Annotated in this window: 18 protein-coding genes; all 18 read left to right on the top strand. The window is 69.1% G+C overall.

Annotation, left to right across the window (positions count from 1 at the left end; genetic code table 11):
- Positions 1-180: 180 nt before the first annotated feature.
- The 18 genes from NR810_RS00915 (at position 181) to NR810_RS01000 (ending at position 20,327) form a co-directional block, all read left to right on the top strand.
- Entirely contained in the window at positions 181-663 is a 483-nt protein-coding gene (locus NR810_RS00915; protein ID WP_257446322.1) for an NfeD family protein, read from the top strand.
- A complete protein-coding gene (locus NR810_RS00920; protein WP_257446325.1) occupies positions 664-1,734 on the top strand; it encodes an SPFH domain-containing protein in 1,071 nt (356 codons plus the stop codon).
- 152 nt (positions 1,735-1,886) lie between these two features.
- On the top strand, positions 1,887-2,234 hold the full coding sequence (locus NR810_RS00925) for a hypothetical protein (protein WP_257446327.1): 348 nt from the start codon (positions 1,887-1,889) through the stop codon (positions 2,232-2,234).
- 182 nt (positions 2,235-2,416) lie between these two features.
- Positions 2,417-3,919 (top strand): ATP-binding cassette domain-containing protein, encoded by a 1,503-nt coding sequence (locus NR810_RS00930; protein ID WP_257446330.1) that lies wholly within the window; start codon positions 2,417-2,419, stop codon positions 3,917-3,919.
- A 280-nt stretch (positions 3,920-4,199) separates the two neighbouring features.
- Complete coding sequence (locus tag NR810_RS00935; protein ID WP_257446331.1) at positions 4,200-4,832, top strand: DUF4255 domain-containing protein; 633 nt, start codon at positions 4,200-4,202, stop codon at positions 4,830-4,832.
- On the top strand, positions 4,829-5,554 hold the full coding sequence (locus tag NR810_RS00940) for a hypothetical protein (protein ID WP_257446332.1): 726 nt from the start codon (positions 4,829-4,831) through the stop codon (positions 5,552-5,554). The genes NR810_RS00935 and NR810_RS00940 overlap by 4 nt, the downstream gene beginning before the upstream one ends.
- Before the next feature lie 12 nt (positions 5,555-5,566).
- Positions 5,567-7,843, top strand: a complete 2,277-nt coding sequence (locus NR810_RS52550) for a phage tail sheath family protein (protein WP_257446335.1) — start codon at positions 5,567-5,569, stop codon at positions 7,841-7,843.
- A 17-nt stretch (positions 7,844-7,860) separates the two neighbouring features.
- A complete protein-coding gene (locus NR810_RS00950; RefSeq protein ID WP_257446338.1) occupies positions 7,861-8,319 on the top strand; it encodes a phage tail protein in 459 nt (152 codons plus the stop codon).
- Positions 8,320-8,354: 35 nt separating this feature from the next.
- Entirely contained in the window at positions 8,355-9,866 is a 1,512-nt protein-coding gene (locus NR810_RS00955) for a phage tail sheath protein (protein ID WP_257446339.1), read from the top strand.
- A complete protein-coding gene (locus NR810_RS00960; RefSeq protein ID WP_257446341.1) occupies positions 9,863-10,375 on the top strand; it encodes a phage tail protein in 513 nt (170 codons plus the stop codon). Before NR810_RS00955 ends, NR810_RS00960 begins: the two co-directional genes overlap by 4 nt.
- A 4-nt stretch (positions 10,376-10,379) precedes the next feature.
- Positions 10,380-11,420, top strand: coding sequence for a CIS tube protein (locus tag NR810_RS00965; protein ID WP_257446343.1), 1,041 nt, complete (start codon positions 10,380-10,382; stop codon positions 11,418-11,420).
- A 3-nt stretch (positions 11,421-11,423) separates the two neighbouring features.
- Positions 11,424-11,612 (top strand): hypothetical protein, encoded by a 189-nt coding sequence (locus NR810_RS00970; RefSeq protein WP_257446345.1) that lies wholly within the window; start codon positions 11,424-11,426, stop codon positions 11,610-11,612.
- An 18-nt stretch (positions 11,613-11,630) separates the two neighbouring features.
- Entirely contained in the window at positions 11,631-12,716 is a 1,086-nt protein-coding gene (locus NR810_RS00975; RefSeq protein ID WP_257446347.1) for a phage late control D family protein, read from the top strand.
- The gene (locus NR810_RS00980) at positions 12,716-13,420 is read left to right on the top strand and encodes a phage baseplate assembly protein V (protein WP_257446350.1); all 705 of its coding nucleotides are present in this window, start codon (positions 12,716-12,718) and stop codon (positions 13,418-13,420) included. The genes NR810_RS00975 and NR810_RS00980 overlap by 1 nt, the downstream gene beginning before the upstream one ends.
- Positions 13,414-15,027 carry a hypothetical protein gene (locus tag NR810_RS00985; RefSeq protein ID WP_257446353.1) on the top strand — a complete coding sequence of 538 codons (1,614 nt, stop codon included), beginning with the start codon at positions 13,414-13,416 and terminating at the stop codon, positions 15,025-15,027. Before NR810_RS00980 ends, NR810_RS00985 begins: the two co-directional genes overlap by 7 nt.
- 21 nt (positions 15,028-15,048) lie before the next feature.
- Positions 15,049-15,441, top strand: coding sequence for a GPW/gp25 family protein (locus NR810_RS00990; RefSeq protein WP_257446356.1), 393 nt, complete (start codon positions 15,049-15,051; stop codon positions 15,439-15,441).
- Position 15,442: 1 nt separating this feature from the next.
- Entirely contained in the window at positions 15,443-17,842 is a 2,400-nt protein-coding gene (locus tag NR810_RS00995) for a putative baseplate assembly protein (RefSeq protein WP_257446357.1), read from the top strand.
- Between the two features lies 1 nt (position 17,843).
- Positions 17,844-20,327 carry a phage tail protein gene (locus NR810_RS01000; RefSeq protein ID WP_257446359.1) on the top strand — a complete coding sequence of 828 codons (2,484 nt, stop codon included), beginning with the start codon at positions 17,844-17,846 and terminating at the stop codon, positions 20,325-20,327.
- Position 20,328 lies beyond the last annotated feature (1 nt).

Genomic DNA, 20,328 nt, shown 5'->3' on the forward strand with positions numbered 1-20,328 from the left:
ACTTCACCTCTCCGTTGTGAAGACGCGCCAGCATGCCGTATCCGCCCACCCGCTGCCGCGAGGCGCCGGGAGCCTACCCCGCTCCCCCTTCACGTGGTGGAGGAATGTCCGTCACGGACAGGGGGTTGTGGCGCGCCGCGCTGGCCCGGTGGCAAGCTCTGTCCGGACAGGAGCATTCCCATGGATTTCATCCCCAGCGCCTGGCAGTTGTGGCTCCTCGCCGCGGTCCTCGCGGGAGCACTGGAGATCGCCCTCCCGGGCTTCGTGATGCTCTGGTTCTCCGTGGGAGCGCTGGCCGCCAGCCTCTCGGCGGCCCTGGGGCTGGGCATCGACTTCCAGCTCACCAGCTTCACCCTGGTGTCATTGGGCCTCTTCGGTGCCTCGCGCACCCTCTTCAAGAAGGCCTTCATGCGCACCGCCACGCAGATGAAGACGGGCGTGGAGGCCATGCTGGGCCAGGAGGCCGTGGTGACCGAGTCCCTCGTCGAGGGGCACGGGGGCACGGTGCGCATCAACGGGGAGCTCTGGACGGCGCGCTCGCTCGCGGGTCCCGTGGCGGAGGGGGAGCGCGTCATCGTCGAGCAGGTGGAAGGTCTGAAGCTATGGGTGCGGCGCCCCTCCGCCGCCCTCGAGGTTCCCTTGAAAAAGAAGGAAGGTCGCTAGATGGGTACCGCAGTCCTCTTCATCATCGCGCTGGCCGTGGGCTTCGGCCTCATCAAGGGCCTGCGCATCGTTCCGCAAGCCAAGGTAATGGTCGTGGAGCGTCTGGGGAAGTTCCACCACGTGGCGCACAGCGGCCTGAACGTCCTCATCCCGTTCCTCGACTCGCCGCGCGCCATGGAGATGCGCGTGGGCAACCGCTACACCCGCACCAACCTGGTGGACATGCGCGAGCAGGTCATGGGCTTCGAGACCGTGCAGGTCATCACCCATGACAACGTCACCATGGAGGTCGGCTCGGTCATCTACTACCAGGTCGTCGATCCGGCGAAGGCACTCTACGAGGTGGAGAACCTGGCGCTGGCGATCGAACAGCTCACCATGACGAACCTGCGCAACATCATGGGCGGGCTGACGCTGGACCAGACACTGACCAGCCGCGAGACGGTCAACACCAAGCTGCGCACGGTGCTGGACGAGGCCACCGAGAAGTGGGGCGTGAAGGTGACGCGGGTGGAGCTGCGGGAGATCGAGCCGCCCGCCGCCATCAAGGACGCGATGGCCAAGCAGATGACGGCCGAGCGCGAGCGCCGCGCGGAGGTCACCAAGGCCGAGGGAGACAAGGCCGCGGCCATTCTCTCGGCGGAGGGCGAGAAGATCTCCCGGATCCTCCGGGCCGAGGCCGAGCGCGACGCGGAAGTCGCCCGCGCCGAGGGCCGCAAGCGCGCCACGCTGCTGGACGCCGAGGCGAAGGCCGAGGCCACGCGGCTGGTGTTCGACGCCATCAACTCCGGTGGAGGAGCGACCCCCGAGGTGCTCGCGCTGCGCTACATGGAGACGCTGCAGGAGTTGGGCAAGGGCGACAACAAGATGTTCGTCCCGTACGAGGCGACGGCGGCGCTCGGCAGCATCGCGACGCTCAAGGAGGTATTCGCCCGGGAAGGAGGAGCCGACAAGACGCGTCCCACCCCCAGCGCCGCGGCCCTGAGCGCGCAGGCCCTGACGCGGACGGTGACGGCCGCGCCTCCGGCCGTGCCGGTGCGCAACCGCTCGCCCCTGCCGTCCGAGGAGTAGCACTGCGCCACCATCCCCTCTCCCCCTGGGAGAGGGACGGGGTGAGGGTCTATCGAATCCCGGGCTGGAACCTTTCCGCGAGCCCGTTGTCCGAGCGGGCACACACATAGGGAGGTCCCATGTCGGAAGCACTCATGGCAGGTGGTTGGGGGATGTATCCCACGCTCCTCGCGGGGCTGGCACTTCTGGGCACGAGCCTGCGCTACGCCACGCGTCCGGACACGCGCTACGTGCCGCTGATGCTCACGCTCGGGCTCTTCACGCTCTTCGCGGGGGGCCTGGGGTTCATCACGGGCATCATGAACCTGCTGCGCGCCTACGTCGGCCCGCTGGCCAGCGAGGGGCCCTCCGTGCTGTTCATCGGAGTCCAGGAGGCGTTGCACAACATCGCCCTGGCGCTCCTGATGACCATGGTGTCCGCGCTGGCGGCCTCGGTGGGGGCCTGGCGGCTCGCCCGGCAGGCGCGGGCGGCCGTCGCGGCCACCGTGCCCGTCCGATAATTCCCAGTCAGGGATTGCGCGGAGCCCCGTCCGTGGTTAGAACTTTCGGGCCCTGAACTCCGGGCCCTGCTCGCACACGAGGCTTCGTACTCCATTGAAGATCCACTCCTGAATCGACGGCGCTGTCTCTCAGCCAACCCCCGGGCCCCTCGTGCGTGCCCGGAACGATTCCGGAGTTCCTCGTGTCACTCGTTCGCGCCCACGGCGTTTCCTTCGCGTTCTCCGACGCCATTCCCCTCTTCTCCGAGGCGGACTTCCACCTGCCCACGGGCTGGACCGGCCTCGTCGGCTCCAACGGGGCCGGCAAGTCCACCCTGCTGCGCCTGATCTCCGGCGAGCTCCAGCCCTCGGAGGGGCACCTCCGCTTCGAGCCGCCCTCGGCCCTCGTCCACCTCTGCCCGCAGCGTGTCGAGGAGATCACCCCCGACATCACCGCGCTCGCGGAGGCGTTCGACTCACGCTCTCGGCGGATGCTGGGACAGCTCGGGTTGGATCCCACCGCGCTCGAGCGGTGGCCCACGCTCTCCCCGGGTGAACGCAAGCGCTGGCAGATTGGCGCCGCGCTCGCGCGGGAGCCGGACGTGCTGCTGCTCGACGAGCCCACCAACCACCTGGACGCCGAGGCCCGGGAGTGGCTCATCTCCGCCCTGCGCCGGTTCCGGGGAGTCGGGGTGCTCGTCTCGCACGACCGCGAGCTGCTCGAGTCCCTCACCACCGCCACGCTGCGCGTGCACGCGGGCTCGGTGCAGCTCTGGCCGGGGAGCTATTCCGCGGCCCGCGAGGCCTGGGAGTCCGAGCTGGATGCCCGGCGCACCGCGAGGCAACAGGCGCAGGACGAGCAGCGGCGCCTCCAGCAACGGCTCGTGCAGACGCGCCGTGACCAGGAGGCAGCATCCGCCGCTCGCAACACCGGCGTCCGGATGAGGAACAAGTACGACAGCGACGCGCGCGGCATGGGGGCCACGACGCTCGCGAGCTGGGCGGACGCACAGCACGGCCGCCGCGTGGCCAATACCCGCCGCGAAGTGGAGCGCGCCGCCGCCGCCGTCGAGTCCATCGAGGTGGAGAAGACGCTCGGCCGCTCCGTGTTCGTCGACTACGTCCGGCCGCCGCACGCGCTGCTGTTCAGCCTCGATCTACCCGGGCTGCGCGCGGGCGAGGTGGAGCTGTTCGGCCCGCTGCGGATCGACGTGCCACGGGACGCCCGCATCCGCATCGAGGGCCCCAATGGCGCCGGCAAGAGCACCCTGCTGCGGGCACTGCTCGACCAGGCACGGATTCCCCTGGAGCGTGTGCTGTACCTGCCACAGGACCTGAGCGCGGAAGAGTCCGAGGAAGCACTCGACTCGGTGCGCGAGCTGCCTCCCGAGGAGAAGGGCCGCGTGCTGTCGCTGGTGGCGGCGCTCGGGGTGGATCCGGATCGCCTGCTCGCCACGGAGCAACCTTCGCCCGGCGAGGCGCGCAAGCTGCTCATCGCGCGGGGGCTCGGGCAGCACGCCTGGGCGCTCGTGCTCGACGAGCCCACCAACCACCTGGATCTGCCCTCCATCGAGCGCCTGGAGGCGGCCCTGCGCGAGTACCCGGGAGCCCTGCTGCTGGTGACACACGACACGCACTTCGCGCGGCGGTGCACCTCCTCACGCTGGCAGGTGCGGGAAGGGCGCGTGGACGTCGTCTCGGATTGAGCCCGCCCGATGCTGGAAGCATGAAACCGGCGGAGCTTTCACCGACGGCCGAAAACATCACATGAGGCTGTAATCACAAATCCAACCTCATACGTACGATCACGACTTCACCAGTCCGCGAAGCCGAATGACTTCCAGGGTGACAAAATGTTTGAATCTTGAAAATCGATCTGGTTTCACGTAGGGTCCATCTGCCTTCACAAAGGACCGAAGGCCCCAGGCGAGCTGGGTCTCAACATTCCCGAGAAGTGCAAAGGCGTCTGGTTCCCAAGGGGGGGGCATGGCGAATCTCCTTGCAATTCATTCCATCGGCGAATCGCTGGTCTCCTACTTCACCACGGCCTACCAGGCCTATCAGGCGTTGCCTCCGGCTCAGAGAGTCGATCTGGATCTGAGCGCGAATCCTCAATTCACGCTGGTGTCGAGCAAGGAATTGGGAGGCGGAGCGGAATCACCGGATCCCGTCCAGAGCCGGCCGGCGCTGACACTCTATCTCTATCGTGTGACGATGAACGAGCACCTGCGCAACCAGGCCTATACGGGTCTCGTCTCGAATGCGCCTCCGCCGCTCTCGCTCGATCTGCATTACCTGTTGACCGTCTGGGCAGACAACGCCAAGGACGAGCACCGCCTGTTCACCTGGGCGATGCACGTGCTCCACAATCACCAGACGCTCAGCGCGTCGGACCTCAACGATGATGGTGGCTGGCAGCCGGAGGAGCTGATCCAACTCATTCCCGCGGAACTGAGCAACGAGGATCTCATGCGCATCTGGGATACGTTCCAGCGTCCCTACGCCCTGAGCGCCTCGTACATCGCGCGGGTCGTCCAGATCGAACCGGAGCTCGGTCCGACAGGAAAACCCGTGGTGGCCAGGCGGTTCTCCATCACCCACAAGGGAAATGGCGCGTGAGGCTGGAGTCACTCGACAGCCGCGCCCTGGCCGCCGTCCGTTTCCTCGATGGGGAGACGGAGCAGCCACTCACCCCCCCGCTCGCCGTCTCTGGCGACGGGGTGAGAGTGGTACGCAACCGGTGGGGGTTGTATGTCATCACCGAGGCTCCCGGCCTGGAGGACTACACCGCCCGCTTCGAGGCGCCGCCCGAGCCGGGGCCGGCTCCGCGCTCCTTCACCCTCTCCGTCGTCGATCCGAGCGGGCGCCACCTCCCACGCAGCTTCTCCCTCGAGCTACCGCTCGGCGTGGAGGACGCGGTGTTCGAACCGGTGGACGTGAGGATGTACCTGGCGCCCACGGCCCGGCCCTCTCCGGGCAGCGCCGTGGTGCGGCTCTCACTCACGAATGAGCAGAACGCCCCGCTCGCCGCCCGGAGGGTGCTCCGTCTCCGCGTCGACCTCCTGGACAAGCCCGCCATCAAGGGGCTCGGGCTGTCGGATGAGCGGGGAGAGGCACTGCTGCTCGTGCCACGCATTCCCATCATCCGGTGGGGCCACGAACAAGGCGAGTCCCTCAGCCATCGCATCTTCTCCGCGACCCTGGAGTCCGCCCTCGCCCCCAGCGTGGCGGGCCTGCCGGATCCGGACGTCCCAGACCAGAGCTTCACCCCGCTGCCACTAACCCTCCAGGTTGCCTCTGGCCTGGAAACCAACCGTCGGATCCCGATCCCGACTTCATAAGAGAGGGCTCACGTGCCTGAATACCTCGCACCAGCCGTCTACGTCGAAGAGACCAGCTTCCGCTCCAAGTCCATCGAAGGGGTGAGTACCAGCACCACGGGTTTCGCCGGGCCCACGCTGACCGGTCCCTCGGGTGGAACTCCGGAGCTCCTCACGAGCTTCGCGGACTTCGAGCGCACCTATGGCGGGCTCGACGACTTCGATTACAAGGCCCCCCACCCCGCGACCAACTACCTGGCGCATTCGGTCCGGGCCTATTTCGACGAGGGCGGCTCCCGCCTCTACGTCTCGCGCGTCGTCCCGCTGGACGCGGGGTTCGCGTCGGCCACCGTGGGCGGCAATACGAAGTTCACCGCTCGCTTCAAGGGAAGCGTGGGCAACGGCACCATCACCGTCCAGCCCATCAAGAGCCCCGCCACCGTCAGGGGCATGAACAATGCCCCGGCCGGGACGATCCTGATCGGCAGCGGCTCGTCGGCCGTGCTCAAGGGGACCGCGGCGGCGCCCTTCGATCTCTCCGGTCACACGACGCTCACGTTCGAGCTGGGCCAGACCAAGGAAGCCGTCTCCATCCACCTGGTCACGGACAAGGTCGAGCTGACCGCCGTCACCCCACTCGAGAAGCTGGATGCCGACACCACGCTCGACATCGTGCTCAATGGCACCCCACAGCCCGGCATCCAGCTGACCGCGGAAACGCCGCCCCAGGAGATTGTCGACACGATCAACAGCCGGCTCCAGGGCTGCTACGCGCGGCTGGACAATGGCGCGTTGATCATCGGCACGCACCTTCCCTCGCTGGTGGTGAAGAAGAACAGCGAGCTCGGCATCGTGGGGACGTTGGGGGTGGCCAAGGTCAAGAAGCTCGACGAGGTCTCCCTGCAGGAGCTCGACCGGGCCCTTCGCGGCGCGGGCATCCATGCCATCTTCCTCGATGGCAAGGTGGCGCTGCGAACCGCGGAGATGGGAACCACCGCCAGTCTCGCCTGGAAGGGCAGTGGGCCTCCGCTCGGACTGGGGGCGGGTACCGCCACTGGCGAGCCCGGCGCGCGCACCTTCATCAAGAAGGACACGGATTGGGTCGACAGCGGCGGGACGTCGGCCAGCGGCTTTCCGTCCGAGCAAGACGCGGCCGTGGGGGAGTTCGTCACGCTGCGCATCAGCACCCGGGATGGTGCCGGCCGTGAAGCGCTCTACGAGGACGTGGGATTGGATCCTCAGCACCCCCGGTGGATCGGCAGCGTCCTGTCGGAGAAGCCCACCCGGCAGCTCGAGGCCATCCAGCGGCTGTATGCCATCCAGCTCGACCCGGTAGCCACCGGGCTGACCCTGTTCAGCCAGCTCCTGGACAATGGAGAGGCCAAGAACTTCCCCCTGGCGGGAGGCAGCGACGGCTCGCCCCCTGGCGACAAGCAGTACGCGGACGCGCTCGATGTGCTGGCCAACATCGAGGACATCTCCATCGTCGCCGCCCCGGGCTCCTCGGCCTATGGCGAGAGCACCGCGCGAGCGGTGCGCAACGAGCTCATCAAGCGTGTCGAGAAGCGGCGCGCGTACCGCATCGCGGTGCTGGACACGCCCGACGCGTCGACCCACGGCCTGCTCAGCCAGGTCAGCCAGTGGCGCGGGGAGATCGACTCGAAGCACGCGGCGCTCTACTTCCCGTGGGTGGTGGTGTCCAACCCGCTGGCCCGGCCGGGCAACGATCGCATCCCCAAGGAGATCGCCCTGCCGCCCTCCGGCTTCATCTGCGGCATCTACGCGCGCAACGACGTGGAGCGCGGTGTCTTCAAGGCGCCGGCCAACGAGGTGGTGCGCAGCGCCCTCCGCTTCCAGATCGACGTCAACTTCGCGCAGCAGGAGTCGCTCAACCCGCAGGGCATCAACTGCCTGCGCTTCTTCCCGGGGCGCGGCTACCGCGTCTGGGGCGCGCGCACGGCGAGCTCGGATCCCGAGTGGAAGTACGTGAACGTCCGGCGCTACTTCAACTTCCTGGAGCGCTCCATCGACCTCGGCACGCAGTGGGCCGTCTTCGAGCCCAACGGCGAGCGGCTGTGGGCCAACATCCGCGAGACCATCGGCAGCTTCCTGGAGACGCAGTGGCGCTCGGGGGCCCTGCTCGGCAGCGACCCGAGGCAGGCCTACTTCGTCCGTTGTGACCGCAGCACCATGACCCAGGACGATCTCGACAACGGCCGGCTCATCTGCCTTGTGGGCGTGGCCGTCGTGAAGCCCGCCGAGTTCGTCATCTTCCGGATCGGCCAGAAGACCGCTGATGCCCGCAGCTAGGAGAAAGGACCACCCACATGCCGCGCAAGACTCCCTACGGTGCATTCAATTTCGTCATCAGCTTCGCCGGCGAGGACACGGCCTTCGGCGGCTTCTCGGATGTGTCGGGACTGTCCACCGAGTTCACCATGGCCGAGTACCGTGAAGGCAGCGACCAGGTGAACCACGTCCGCAAGGTGCCCGGCATCTTCAAGACGGGCGACGTCACGCTCAAGCGGGGCGTCGTCGCCTCCGCCGTCATCTGGGAGTGGATCCGCGACGTCCGGGCCCGGGGCGTGGAGGGCCGCAAGGAGTTCGTGCTCATCACGCTCCAGGACGAGACCCATACCGCGGTGCAGTCCTGGAAGCTCCTCAACGTGACACCCATGAAGTACACGGGACCGACGCTCGCGGCCAAGGGCGGGGGTGATGTCGCGATGGAGGAGCTGGTGCTCTCCGCCGAGGACATCCAGATGGGCTTCCCGAACGTGGCGTAGCCCGGGACATCACGAGGGATGGGTGAGGGTCAGGGATGAGCGGCCTCGTCTTCGAAGCCAGAGCCCGTGCGCCAGTGAGTGCGCCCGAGCGTGCGGACATCGCCTGTTTCGTGGGCTTCATCCGCCGCTCCAGCGCGCCCATCTCTCCGGAGATCCGGACATGGCTCCTGGAGAACGGGTGGAGCCAGTCCCCGCTCCTGGAGGACGTGCCAGCGCCCATCGAGCGCTGGAACGACTTCGACCGGCACTTCGACTGGGAGGGAACGTACCTGGGCGCCGCGGTCCGCTCGTTCTTCGCCCAGGGCGGGCGCAAGTGCTACGTCATCCGCATGGCCGATCCCTGGCTCGAGGGAGCCGATCGGCCAACCCGCCTCTCCTCGCTGGAGAAGTTGCTCCCCGGCACCGGGAAGCTATTTCGCGCCTCGCCCATCGACCGGAGCACCTGGCATGGGGCGGCGCACCTCTTCGGCCTGCCGGATGTGTCGTTCCTCTGCCTGCCGGACCTCGCCGCCGCGGTCGCGATGGATGGCAAGCCCCTGCCTCCTCCCATCGAGCCTCCGCGGCCCCCGGAGGTCTTCGTCGAATGTACCCAGGAGCTCCCGGCGCCCCTGGACTCATTCTTCTCCACGCGGACCGCGCCCCGGTGTGACCAGGAGGGATACGGCGCCTGGGCTCGATTCCTGGAGAGGGTGAAGGAGCTGCTGAGCAGCCGCTATCTGCGTGATGTACAGCTCGTGGCGGCCCTGCCCCTCCCCTACCCGGGTACGAGCGAGCGCGCCGGCACGCACACGTCCTTCACCGAGGAGCTCACCGAGGACAACCCCTACGCCTTCCTGCTCGCCCACGAGCACTTCGCGCGGTTCCAGAGCGCCTTCGTGCAGCTCGTCTACCCGTGGGTCCGCACGCCCGGCTCGGCCCTGTTGCCCGAGGAGCTCGAGAGCCCCGACGGTCTGCTAGCCGGCGTGCTCGCCCGCAACGCGCTCCTGAGAGGCTCGTTCCGGAGCGTGATGAACCTGGGCCTGGCGGACGTCCACGAGCTCTTTCCCGTTCTCGGCCGGGGCACGCTCTCCATGCCCCCTTCCGTGAACGGCGGACAGGCCGTGCGCCCCCTGCCGGAACGGGTGTCCGTGCTCGGACCGACTCCCGGCGGGCTCCGCGTCCTCTCCGACGTCACCACCAGCCCCCTCGAGAGCTGGCGGCAGGGCGGAGTGAACCGGCTGTTCTCCGTGCTCATCCGCGCCCTCCGGCGGGCGGGCCACAACGTCCTGTTCGAGCCCTCCCATGAGCGCACCTGGCGCGACCTGACGCAGCGGATCGAGTTCGTCCTCGTCCGGCTCTGGGAGGCGGGTGCCCTGCGCGGAACGACCGCGCGCGAGGCATTCCAGGTCCGCTGCGACCGGACCACGATGACGCAGGATGATCTGGATGCCGGCAGGCTGGTGGCGGAGGTGGTGTTCGACGCCGCGGCGGCCATCGAGCGCATCCATGTCGTCCTGACCCTGGTCGAGGGCGGCCCCATCTCGCTGCGGATGGAGGAAGAGCCATGAGCCAGCCGATCGATCCGCTCTTCACGTTCCAATTCGAGCTCGCCTTCCAGGATGAGCCGCTCGCGGGAAGCGAGGGGACGCAGACCCCTTCCCTCGCGGGTGCCTTCTCCGAGTGCACGGGCCTGGAGGCCACCATGGAGCCCAAGGTCATCAAGGCCGGCGGGTACAACTACGGGGCCCATCAACGGGTGGGGCCGGTGACGTTCGCGACGGTGGTGCTCAAGCGTGGCATCTCCCGCGATGGCAGGCTCTTCCAGTGGTTCCAGCGGGTGGCCACCGGGGATTACGGACACCGCCGCTCGGTGCAGATCCATCTCAAGCGGTGGGTCAACTCCGCTTCCAGGGAGAATCCCGTGATGAAGCAGGAGATCGTGCTCACGTGGAGGCTGGATCGGGCGCTCCCCATCAAGTTCAAGGCGGCGGACTTCAACGCCCGGGGGACCGAGGTGGGCATCGAGGAGCTGCACCTCGCCCACGAAGGGCTGACCCTCGATACGAAGGCGGGATGACACGATGATCACTCCGAAACCCGTGCCAAAGCCCGAGCCCGCGAAGCTCCTGGTCCAGGGCAGGAAGCCGATCGTGGCCCACTTCAACCCGGCCACGCTGCGGCTCACCCTGACGACCAAGCTCGGCCTGGGCAAGAAGGGCACGAAGAACGAAGGCCAGCAGGTGGTCAACGAGGGCTCGGCGAAGCTCTCGGTGGAGCTCATCTTCGACACGACGGACACGCACAAGAACGTGTGTGACCAGACCGTGGAGGTCGCGCGCCTGCTGGGCGAGAAGGAGCGGCCACCTCCGCAGACCACGTTCGACTGGGGTGCCTTCGCCTTCACCGGCATCGTGGATTCCTACCAGGAAACCCTCGACTTCTTCTCGGTGGAGGGTGTTCCGCTGCGCTCCACGGTCTCCATCACGATGACGAAGACCAAGGACATCTTCTCGCGCGGCAAACCCACGCAGGATGGCGTCGGCTGGAGTGGCGGTGAGAGCGGTGGTGGAGGTGGCGGCGGGAGCGCCAATCAGGCGGCCCAGGTCGAAGCCCCTCCGACAGGAGGCTCCACCACGGTGACCGCCACGCAAGCGGGCGCTCCCGCGGCCGGGCGAGCCATCGCGGCCATGAACGGCGAGGAGAGCATGCGCTTTCCGCGCGCGCCCACGCTCACCGTGGATGCCTCGGTGCCGCTCGCGCCTCCCGCGGCCTTCACGGTCCCGGGAGCGAGCCTCGCCGCCAACGCGAGTCTTGGCGCGAGTCTTGGCGCGGGCCTCGGTGCGACCGGAGCCAGCGCTTCCGCGGGCTTCAGCTCGTCGTTCGGTGGTGGCTCCTCCGCGGGCATCCCGGCATCCCAGGGAGCTTTCGCCGGATTGAGGGTGAGCGCCCTCGCCTCCGCCCCCACCGCGCGCCTCGACACGAGCCGCCTGGTGCGCAACGTGGAGACCTACACCCATGCCGCGGATGGCGACGCCGTCTTCGAGCTGGGCGGACGGATGAAGGATCAGGGCTCGAGCCTCGACGAGAGGAAACGGATCCGCATCCGCTTCGAGGAGGAATGAGCCATGGGAATCGTCTCGATTGGAGAAGTGGTCGGCAGTGTCGCGGGAGGACCGTCGGAACCGGAGCCGTCTCCGGCGGACGAGACGGGCGCGGAGGGAGCGCAGGCCACCCCTGACGCCTCCCACGCCGACGCCGTCGAGCGCGAGCTGCGGGTCAGGGCGTGGCGCCGGACGAGGCTCGCCGCGGACTGAGGATGGAGGACGGGAACGATGGCTGAACGCGCACTGAGCACATCGCTGGTCTACTCCGCCCACCCCACGGTGCGGATCGACGGCCGTGCTTCCGACAAGGTGAAGGCGCTCCTCCTCTCCATGCGCCTCACGGAGTCGGAGGGGGGCATGTCCTCGCTCGAGCTGCGTCTGGAGAACACGGCGCGCTTCGAGGATGGACAGATGGATCTGGCCTTCGAGGACGAGTCGATCATCCGGCTGGGGGCCTCCATCGCCATCTACTCCGGTGACGAAGCCGCCCCGCGGGAGATCTTCCGGGGGATCATCACGGGCCTGGAGGCGAGCTTCGAGGGCGCCGATGTGCCCGAGCTGATCGTGCTCGCGGAGGATGCACTCCAGCGGGCCCGGCTCGCACGGCGCACCAAGGTCTACGACGACCTCAGCATCGGCGCCCTGGCCCGGGAAGTCGCCGCCCGGTTGAACATGCGCCCCGTCATCTCCGGCTTCTCCGAGAGCCTCGGCACCCAGGTGCAGCTCAACGAGAGTGACCTGGCCTTCCTGCGGCGCCTGCTCTCCGCCCATGACGGCGACCTGCAGGTGGTGGGAGAGGAGCTCCACGTCGCCCCGCGCAAGGACGTGCGCCGGGGGGTGGTGGAGCTCGCGCTCTACAGCCAGCTCCACCGCGCACGCGTCATCGTGGACCTGGCCCACCAGGTCACCGGGGTGACGGCCACCGGGTGGAACGCGATCGCGGGCCGGCGGGTGTCGGGCCTCGGCACCGGAGAGAACCTGGGCCCCGGCTCGGGCCGGCGGGGCGCGAACGTGCTCCGCGACACACTGGGCGAGCGCACGGAGCACCTCGGGGACGTCCCCGCGACGACCGACGACGAGGCACGGGCCATCGCCACCGCGGCCTTCGATCAGCGCGCCCGCCGTTTCGTCTGCGTGGAGGGCACCGCCGAGGGCAACCCCGCCCTTCGCGTGGGCACCCACGTCTCCCTCCGGGGAATGGGCCGCCGCTACGACAACACCTACTACGTCGTGCGCGCCTGCCACCGCTACGACCTGACGCGCGGGTACGAGACCGATTTCGAGGCCGAGTGCGCCTTCCTGGGAGGTCCTTGATGCAGCCCCTGCCCGTTCCACCGCCGCTGCCCCGCCTCGGAGGCATGCATGGCACCTACCTCGGCCGCGTCATCTCCGTGAATGATCCAGAGGATCTCGCTCGCGTGCAGGTCCGCCTGGTGAGCACGCCCGAGGACACGGGGGATGCGGATGCCACCCTCTGGGCCCGTGTCGCCGTCCCCTTCGCCGGTGCAGGGCGTGGCGCCTTCCTGCTGCCCGACGTCGAGGACGAGGTGGCCCTCGTCTTCGTCAATGGAGATCCCCGCCAGCCGCTCGTGGTCGGCGGGCTCTGGAATGGCTCCGCCCGTCCTCCCGAGACGCTCGGCGGCGGCAAGCAGCGCGTGGACCGCTACACGCTCGTGAGCGCGCAGGGCAGCCGCATCGCCATCGTCGAGGAGACGCAGGGACAGGCGACCCTCACCCTGTCCACGCCCGGTGGCCAGGACGTCACCCTCACCCAGTCCGAGGGAGGCAAGCTCGTCCTCAAGGCCGCCGGCAACACGGTCACCCTGGACACGAAGGGTGTCACGGTGGAGACGCCCCTGTCCGTCAAGGTCTCCGCCAGCCGTGTCGAGGTGAGCGCCGCGCAGGTCCAGGTCAACGCGGCCATGTCCACCTTCGCCGGCATCGTCAAGTGCGACGTCCTCCAGGCCACCACCGTCGTGGCCGCGACCTACACGCCTGGAGCTGGAAACGTATGGTAGGCGACCACCCGATCCTCTTCCGCGGTCTCGACTTCGACAAGGGCAGCGGCCGGCCGATGCCGGTGCAGGACAAGCGTCCGGTGCTCGTGGAGCGCACCGACGAGGACTTCATCTCGGCGTTCCTCGGGGAGCTGGGCAGCGACGAGGGCCGCAAGCTCCTGGCCGGTACGGTGCGCAACGCGGGGCAGCGCGTGCAGGGGCTCAAGCTGTACCAGCCCGTGCACCGCTCCTTCCACCTCGCCGTCTTCGAGGCCGCGTGCGACGTCTTCGGTGAGCCGCGGCTCGATCCCGCGAAGATCGAGAGCACCGGGCTGGTGGTCCGGCGGATCAACCCCCAGACGAAGAAGACCGAGGGGTGGATGAAGCTGCGCGGTGAGGTGCACGGCTGGGTGCCCCTGGAGGATGCGCGCGAGCTCGATCGGGATCCCGATCCGGCGCGCCGGGGTGCCGCCTTCCCCGTGGGCCCGCCCCAGCTCAACGCCCTGGTGGAGAACGCGCTCGGGGCATCTCCTCCCTACGAGGAGAGCGTCTCCCTGCTCTTCGTGGCACCGCCACACGTCTGCGCCGCCGCGCAGCGCACCGTCCTGTACGGCCTGGTGCCCGTCGCCAGCTCCGAGGCCGTCTCCAACAAGGCGGCCCAGCCCCACCGGTACGACGAGCAGGAGCTGCGCGAGCTCCTGGCGCCCTACTTCTCGGATGCCGTGGGCGTGGAGCTGATGAAGGAGCTCACCGGCAAGCGCTACTCGTTCCACTACGCGGACGAGATCAACGCGGACATGGAGATCCCCGCCGCGAAGCGCCCGCTGGCCGAGAAGCAGCTCGACCAGTTCGTCGCGATGCTGCGCAAGCTGATCAGCATCTTCAACGCCTTCGATCCGAAGGAGGGCCTGCTCCCGGCCCTCAACCGGCTCCGGCTCGACTACGGCGGTACGAGCCGCCCCATGGGCACGGCGCTCGCGGAGGCCGCCGAGGTCTTCGTGCTCGAGCATTCGGACAAGGCCGACAGAAACAAGAAGACCTTCCTCATGCCCAGGAGCTGGCCACGCCTGTCGAAGGCCGACGTCGCCGACCTCGTGCGCGCCGCCTCCTCCGCTTCCCTCAACCGGCTCCAGAAGCTCCTGCCGCAGCGGGGACGCTTCGACAACGCCGATGCCCTCTACGAGGTGCGTGGATTCATCCGCGTCCGGCGCGACGACGGCTGCCCGCCCGCCATCGTCTGGAGCACGCCCAGTCCGCCCTTCGAGATCGCCCCCTGGTTCGAGAACGGCAGGCTTCCTCCCGTGCAGGTCGCCCTGCCTCCCGTCACCCGGAAGAGCGTCCGCTCGTTGCTGCCCAACGTCACATTCCAGGTGCCTCGCAACGTCTTCGACCTGCTCTCGATCAACAAGCCCAAGGACTTCCTCGAGGAGAAAGCGAAGACAGGAGATGGCGACGGGGTGGATTGGATCTGCGGATTCAACATCCCGATCATCACGCTCTGCGCCTTCATCGTGCTGAGCATCTTCCTGGCCCTGCTGAACATCATCTTCTGGTGGCTGCCCTTCATCAAAATCTGCATCCCACTGCCCCGCTCAATGCCACGCCCTCCCCAGATCCGGACTCCGTGAGGCGGCTTGGAGACGCACGTCATGACGAATCCCGCACGACCCCTGGTGGGCTTCCCGCTCCTGCCCGTTCCCGACGAGCGCGGGGAGCTTCACTTCCCGACGCTCGAGACGAGCGTGCGCCAATCCATCGAGGTCATCCTGCGCACCCGCCCGCGCGAGCAGCTCATGCGCCCCGAGTTCGGCGCGGGCCTGGAGAACTTCATCGGAGAGCCCAACGTGCTGGGGACGCGCCGGCGCATCCGCGACCTGGTGGCGGAGTCCCTGTCCCGCTGGGAGCCACGCGTCGACGTGGAGCGCATCGACGTGCTGGAGGCCGATGACGCGCCCTCTCATGTCCGGGTGGAGCTCGTCTACCGGCTGCGCCGGACGGGCGCGATCCAAGGCCTCGGGCTGACGCTGGATCTCGGAGCCTAGGATGCCCATCGTCCCTCCCCGTCTCGATGATCGGAACTTCGAGGATCTCGTCGAGGAGCTCCTCGCCCGCATTCCCGCGCACACCCCCGAGTGGACCCACGCGCGCGTGGGAGACCCGGGGCGCACGTTGCTGGAGCTGTTCGCCTGGCTGGCGGACACCGTGCTCTACCGGGCCAACCTCATCCCCGAGCGGCAGCGGCTCGCCTTCCTCAAGCTGCTCGGCATCCAGATGCGGCCGGCCACCGCCGCCACCGGCGTGGTGAGCGTGCACGCCGAGAACCCGACGCCACAGTCCACCCAGGTGCTGCTGCCGTCCACCGAGCTCAAGGGGCCCGTGTCCTTCGAGACGCGGACGGAGCTCACCGTGCTGCCCCTGTTGGCGGAGACCTATTACAAGCGGCCCCTCACCGACTCCGAGCGCAAGCAGATGGCCGGGCTGCTCCCGGGCCTGTCCCGCGTCTACGGGCTCGGCCCCCGGGAGACAGCCTCGTACTACGTCACCACGCCCCTCTTCCCCAATGGCGCCGCCGAGACGGCCGGGTTCGATCTCATCGAGCGGACCGTGGACCGCTGCCTGTGGATCGCCCTGCTCGCGCCCGAGGTGAAGAACACGCAGGACAAGGACGCGACGAAGAAGGCGGTGGAGGCCCTGCGCCATGAGCTGTCCACGGGCTCCAACGGCTCGCCCCGCCTGCTCAGCGTGGGCGTCATGCCCTCCATCGAGGTGCCCGCGCTGATGGAGGACATCGGCCCGCGCGCACGCATCCCCCACCAGTGGGAGCTCACCGGTACGGTCGATGCGAAGGGCAACCCCACCTACCACCCGCTCACGGTGTCCCACGACTCGACGCTCGGCCTCACCCGCCGCGGTGTCATCCATCTGCTCATGCCGGGCAACGGCATCGACGCGCCCCCCAACGAGGTCCGCGACGATCTGAAAGCAGGTGTCGGGGACCGTCCCCCCCGCATGGATGACGTGAACCGCGCCAGGCGCCTCGTCGCGTGGCTGCGGCTGCGGCCCACCGTGAAGCTCTCACGCCTGTCGCTGAGCTGGGTGGGCATCAACGCGGTGGAAATCGAGCAGCTCCGCACGTTCGCTCCGCTCGTCATCGGCCAGAGCGACGGCGCCGCGGACCAGGAGATGCGCCTGCCCACGGGCTCCATCGAGCGCGAGTCGTTCCAACTCGAGGTGGAGGAGCCGGGCGTGGGCTACCGGCCCTGGGCCGCCGTGGAGGATCTGGAGACGGTGGGGCGGGACGCGGCCGTCTTCCGGCTCGACGCGGAGGCGGGCACCGTCCGCTTCGGCAATGGGATGAGGGGCCGGATTCCCCCCGTGGGGATGCGCGTGCGCGCGGCCCGGATGCGCGCGGGCGGCGGTGTGGCCGGCAACCTCCCGCCGGGCACCCTCAAGAGCTTCCGCGTCAACGCCCTCACGCTCGACAAGAAGGCGCCCGGCATCACGCTGAAGGTGGAGCAGAGCCTGCCCACGCTGGGCGGACAGGACTCGGAGACACTCACCGAGGCCGAGCGGCGCATCCCGGCCACCCTGCGCCACGGCCAGCGCGCCGTCACCGCCGAGGACTACCGGTGGCTCGCCTCCGACAGCCCGGGAGCGACCCCGGGCCGCGTGGAGGTGCTGCCCCGCTTCAAGCCACACCAGCGCCGCGAGAACGTGCCCGGCGTGGTCAGCGTCATGGTGCTGCCTCCCTCCAGCGCCTTCCGCGCCCCCAATCCGCGCCCGGATCGCCCCTTCCTGGAGGCCGTCCACGCGCACCTGGACGCGCGCCGCCCGCTGGCCACCGAGCTGTACGTCATCGGCTGCGAGTACGTGCCGCTCGGCGTGGCCACCGGCATCACCGTGCGCGAGGGCTTCGGCCGCGAGACGGTGGTGAACGCCGTGCGCGAGGCCCTCTTCCGCTGGTTGTGGCCGCTGCCTCCCGGCGGGCCCAAGGGCGAGGGCTGGCCGCTCGCGCGCGCCGTGCGTGACCGGGAGCTGGAGGTGGCGATCGCCCAGGTGCCCGGCGTGGACACCATCACCGGCGTGCGCCTGTTCAGCGCCGGGACGATGGTGGGCCTCTCTCCCGCCGCGCGTCAGGCGGGCGGGGCGGCCTCGGCACGCATCGAGGTGCGCCCGGCCTCCTCGGACACACAAAAAGGCCCGTCCGGCTCCGCGCTCCCCGCGCTCACCAGCCAGGCCACCTCGAACTGGAAGCCGCTGAGCCCGGATCCGGCCATGGCCGTCGAGCTCGTCCTCCGGCACTGGCAGCTCCCCGAATTGATGGCCGTGGTCATCGACGCGGACGGCGGGCTGCCGGACGACCTGCGTGGAGCGCCGGATCCGTTCGGCGGAACGGGCCCCGGTGGAGGGGTGGCCGTGCCCGTCGTTCCCGAGGTCTGCTGACATGGACGCCAACCAACTGCGCTTCTGGATGTTGGCGGACCCGCTCCGCCAGTGGGAGCCCATCCCGGGGGCACCGTCTCCCGACGCTCTCCAGGAGACACCTCCTCCTCCCGACGTCTACCTGGACGCGAGCCGCCGCTCCGTGCGTCTGGCGAGCTCTCCCGGGGCGATCTCCTGGGACGAGACGAACAGTCAGGTGGATGCCGAGCAGCTCCTCTTCCGGACGCCGGGCACGCTCGACGCCTTCGGAACCTGGGCGTACCTGGACCCGGCCGCCAGCGCCGTCATGGCCGCGGGAGCGGGCGCCGAGCCGATCCGTCTCCTCACCTTCGATCCCAACAACCCCCTCACCCTGCCCACCGACCTGGTGCTCGGCCACGATGACGTGCTGTATGTCGCCGCGGGTGGAGGCAAGGTCCTCCTGAAGGAGCCCCGCGACCGTTGGGAGCTGACGACGGTCTCCGCGGAGGGCTTCGATGCCTGGCGGCTCGCCCCGGCTCCACAGGGTGGGGTCTTCGCCATCCCGCGTCCCACCGCCCTCTTCGTGCCCCCTGACTCCAACGACACCACGCGGGTCCAGCTCGCCCGGGTCTCCGGCCGCCCCGTGCCCCGGGAGGTGCTCCGCGAGCGCGCCCCGCCGGTCTTCCGCCCGCGGGGAGAGGAAACGGATCCTCCCAGGATGTCACTCGTCCTGGACGCGCCTCCCCTCCAGGGCGAGGTGATCGTCGGCATCGCCACCAGCCCCGAGGGCCGGGTTGCCCTGCTGAGCTGGGTGTACGACGCCACCCGTGCTGGCGCGACCCGGGATGACGCGCGGCTGCGCTTCTTCACGGGAAGCGGCCTGACGGCTCCCATCACCCTCGAGCAGGCCCGCAGGCCCTTCAGCTTCGCGTGGCTCTCGGCCGATCGCATCGCCGTGCTCCTGCGCATCGACACGGAGGCGGTCATCGCCGTGGCCTACCTGCTCGGGAAGGAAGGCCAGGCCGCTTCCCCGCTCGGAGACTACTACCCGCTCACCGAGCACGACGGCGGCCCCTTCCTGCACGGCCTGGAGTCGCCACCCCGCTACCGCGCCCTGGACGGCTCCCCCGCCCCCCTGCACCCGCTCTCGCTCCCGTCCTTCGTGACGGAAGGCTCCATGCGGAACATGGCGGGTCCCGAGGCGCCCCTGCTCGATGGCGGGAACCCCCGGGCCGTCTGGCACCGGCTCTACCTCGAGGCCAGCATCCCGCCCGGCTGCGGCATCCGCGTCTTCCTGGCCGCGACGAACACGCCCCTGCGCCCCGGGGACGACGAGGACGGCGAGCCGAGGAACTGGCACGAGCACGTCTTCGGTGACGTGGCTCCGGGGCGCGCCGCGAACCACGTCCCCCGTGGCGTGTGGTTGCCCTCCTCCTCGGAGGTGCCCTTCCACCCCGGACTGATGCCCTGCACCCCCGAGCCAGGACGCCGGGGCCTCTTCACCGCCCTCATCCAGCGCGCGGGCCTGCGCGTGCGGACGCTCCGGGGCCGCTACCTCTGGGTGAAGGTGCAGCTCGTCGGCGATGGCCGCTCCACCCCGGAGCTCTTCGCGCTCCGCGCCCATGCGCCCCGCTTCTCGTACGCCGAGCACTACCTGCCGGAGCTCTACCGGGAGCAACTCTTCGGCGAGGAGACCCACGAAGAGGGCCCGAGCACTCCAGCGGACTTCCTCGAGCGCTTCCTCGGCCTGGCCGAGGGCATCCTCACGCCCATCGAGGATCGCATCGCGAGCGCCTCGCTGCTCACGGAGCCGCGCACGGTGCCGGAGGAGTCGCTGGAGTGGCTGGCCAACTGGATTGGCTTCTCCTTCGACTCCGCCCTCCCGCGCGAGCGGCGGCGGCAGATGATGGAGGCCGCCCCGCGCATCCGCCCCTGGCGCGGCACGCTGCGCGGCCTGTCGCTCGCCCTGGATGCCCTCACGCAGGGCGCCGTGACGCAGGGCGGCCTCGTCATCGTGGAGGAGTTCCGGCTGCGCCGCACCTTCTCCACCATCCTCGGGATCGATCTGACGGACGAGGATGATCCGCTCCTGCCCGGCCTGTACCGCAGCGGCAACTCGTTCGTGGGGGACACACTCTTCCTGGGGGACGAGCAGCACAAGGAGTTCCTCGCCCTCTTCGGGGAGGACATCCCGAACACAGCCCAGGAAGAAGCGGCGGTGGAGGAGTTCTTCCGCCGGCTGGCCCACCGCGTCACGGTGCTGGTGCACCAGGGCTTCGACGCGCGGGAGTTCGGGCTCATCCAGCGCATGGCCGAGTTGGAGAGCCCCGCGCACGTGAGCCTCTCGGTGAAGCTGGCGAGCAAGCCCCTCATGGTGGGGGTGGCCTCACTCATCGGCATCGACACGTACCTGGGCCCGACACCGAAGCCAGAACCCATGCGCGTGGGACACAGCGCGCTCGGAAGCAAGAACCTGATCGAGCGCCCGCCCAGCCTCGACCCACGACTTCACGCAGGAGGTTAGC

This window comes from Archangium lipolyticum (assembly GCF_024623785.1).
Classification (GTDB): domain Bacteria; phylum Myxococcota; class Myxococcia; order Myxococcales; family Myxococcaceae; genus Archangium; species Archangium lipolyticum.

Coding starts and splice junctions, on each gene's coding strand:
- NR810_RS00915 (WP_257446322.1), top strand. CDS start 181: ATGGATTTCATCCCCAGCGCCTGGCAGTTGTGGCTCCTCGCCGCGGTC.
- NR810_RS00920 (WP_257446325.1), top strand. CDS start 664: ATGGGTACCGCAGTCCTCTTCATCATCGCGCTGGCCGTGGGCTTCGGC.
- NR810_RS00925 (WP_257446327.1), top strand. CDS start 1,887: ATGTATCCCACGCTCCTCGCGGGGCTGGCACTTCTGGGCACGAGCCTG.
- NR810_RS00935 (WP_257446331.1), top strand. CDS start 4,200: ATGGCGAATCTCCTTGCAATTCATTCCATCGGCGAATCGCTGGTCTCC.
- NR810_RS00950 (WP_257446338.1), top strand. CDS start 7,861: ATGCCGCGCAAGACTCCCTACGGTGCATTCAATTTCGTCATCAGCTTC.
- NR810_RS00955 (WP_257446339.1), top strand. CDS start 8,355: ATGAGCGGCCTCGTCTTCGAAGCCAGAGCCCGTGCGCCAGTGAGTGCG.
- NR810_RS00960 (WP_257446341.1), top strand. CDS start 9,863: ATGAGCCAGCCGATCGATCCGCTCTTCACGTTCCAATTCGAGCTCGCC.
- NR810_RS00965 (WP_257446343.1), top strand. CDS start 10,380: ATGATCACTCCGAAACCCGTGCCAAAGCCCGAGCCCGCGAAGCTCCTG.
- NR810_RS00970 (WP_257446345.1), top strand. CDS start 11,424: ATGGGAATCGTCTCGATTGGAGAAGTGGTCGGCAGTGTCGCGGGAGGA.
- NR810_RS00975 (WP_257446347.1), top strand. CDS start 11,631: ATGGCTGAACGCGCACTGAGCACATCGCTGGTCTACTCCGCCCACCCC.
- NR810_RS00980 (WP_257446350.1), top strand. CDS start 12,716: ATGCAGCCCCTGCCCGTTCCACCGCCGCTGCCCCGCCTCGGAGGCATG.
- NR810_RS00985 (WP_257446353.1), top strand. CDS start 13,414: ATGGTAGGCGACCACCCGATCCTCTTCCGCGGTCTCGACTTCGACAAG.
- NR810_RS00990 (WP_257446356.1), top strand. CDS start 15,049: ATGACGAATCCCGCACGACCCCTGGTGGGCTTCCCGCTCCTGCCCGTT.
- NR810_RS00995 (WP_257446357.1), top strand. CDS start 15,443: ATGCCCATCGTCCCTCCCCGTCTCGATGATCGGAACTTCGAGGATCTC.
- NR810_RS01000 (WP_257446359.1), top strand. CDS start 17,844: ATGGACGCCAACCAACTGCGCTTCTGGATGTTGGCGGACCCGCTCCGC.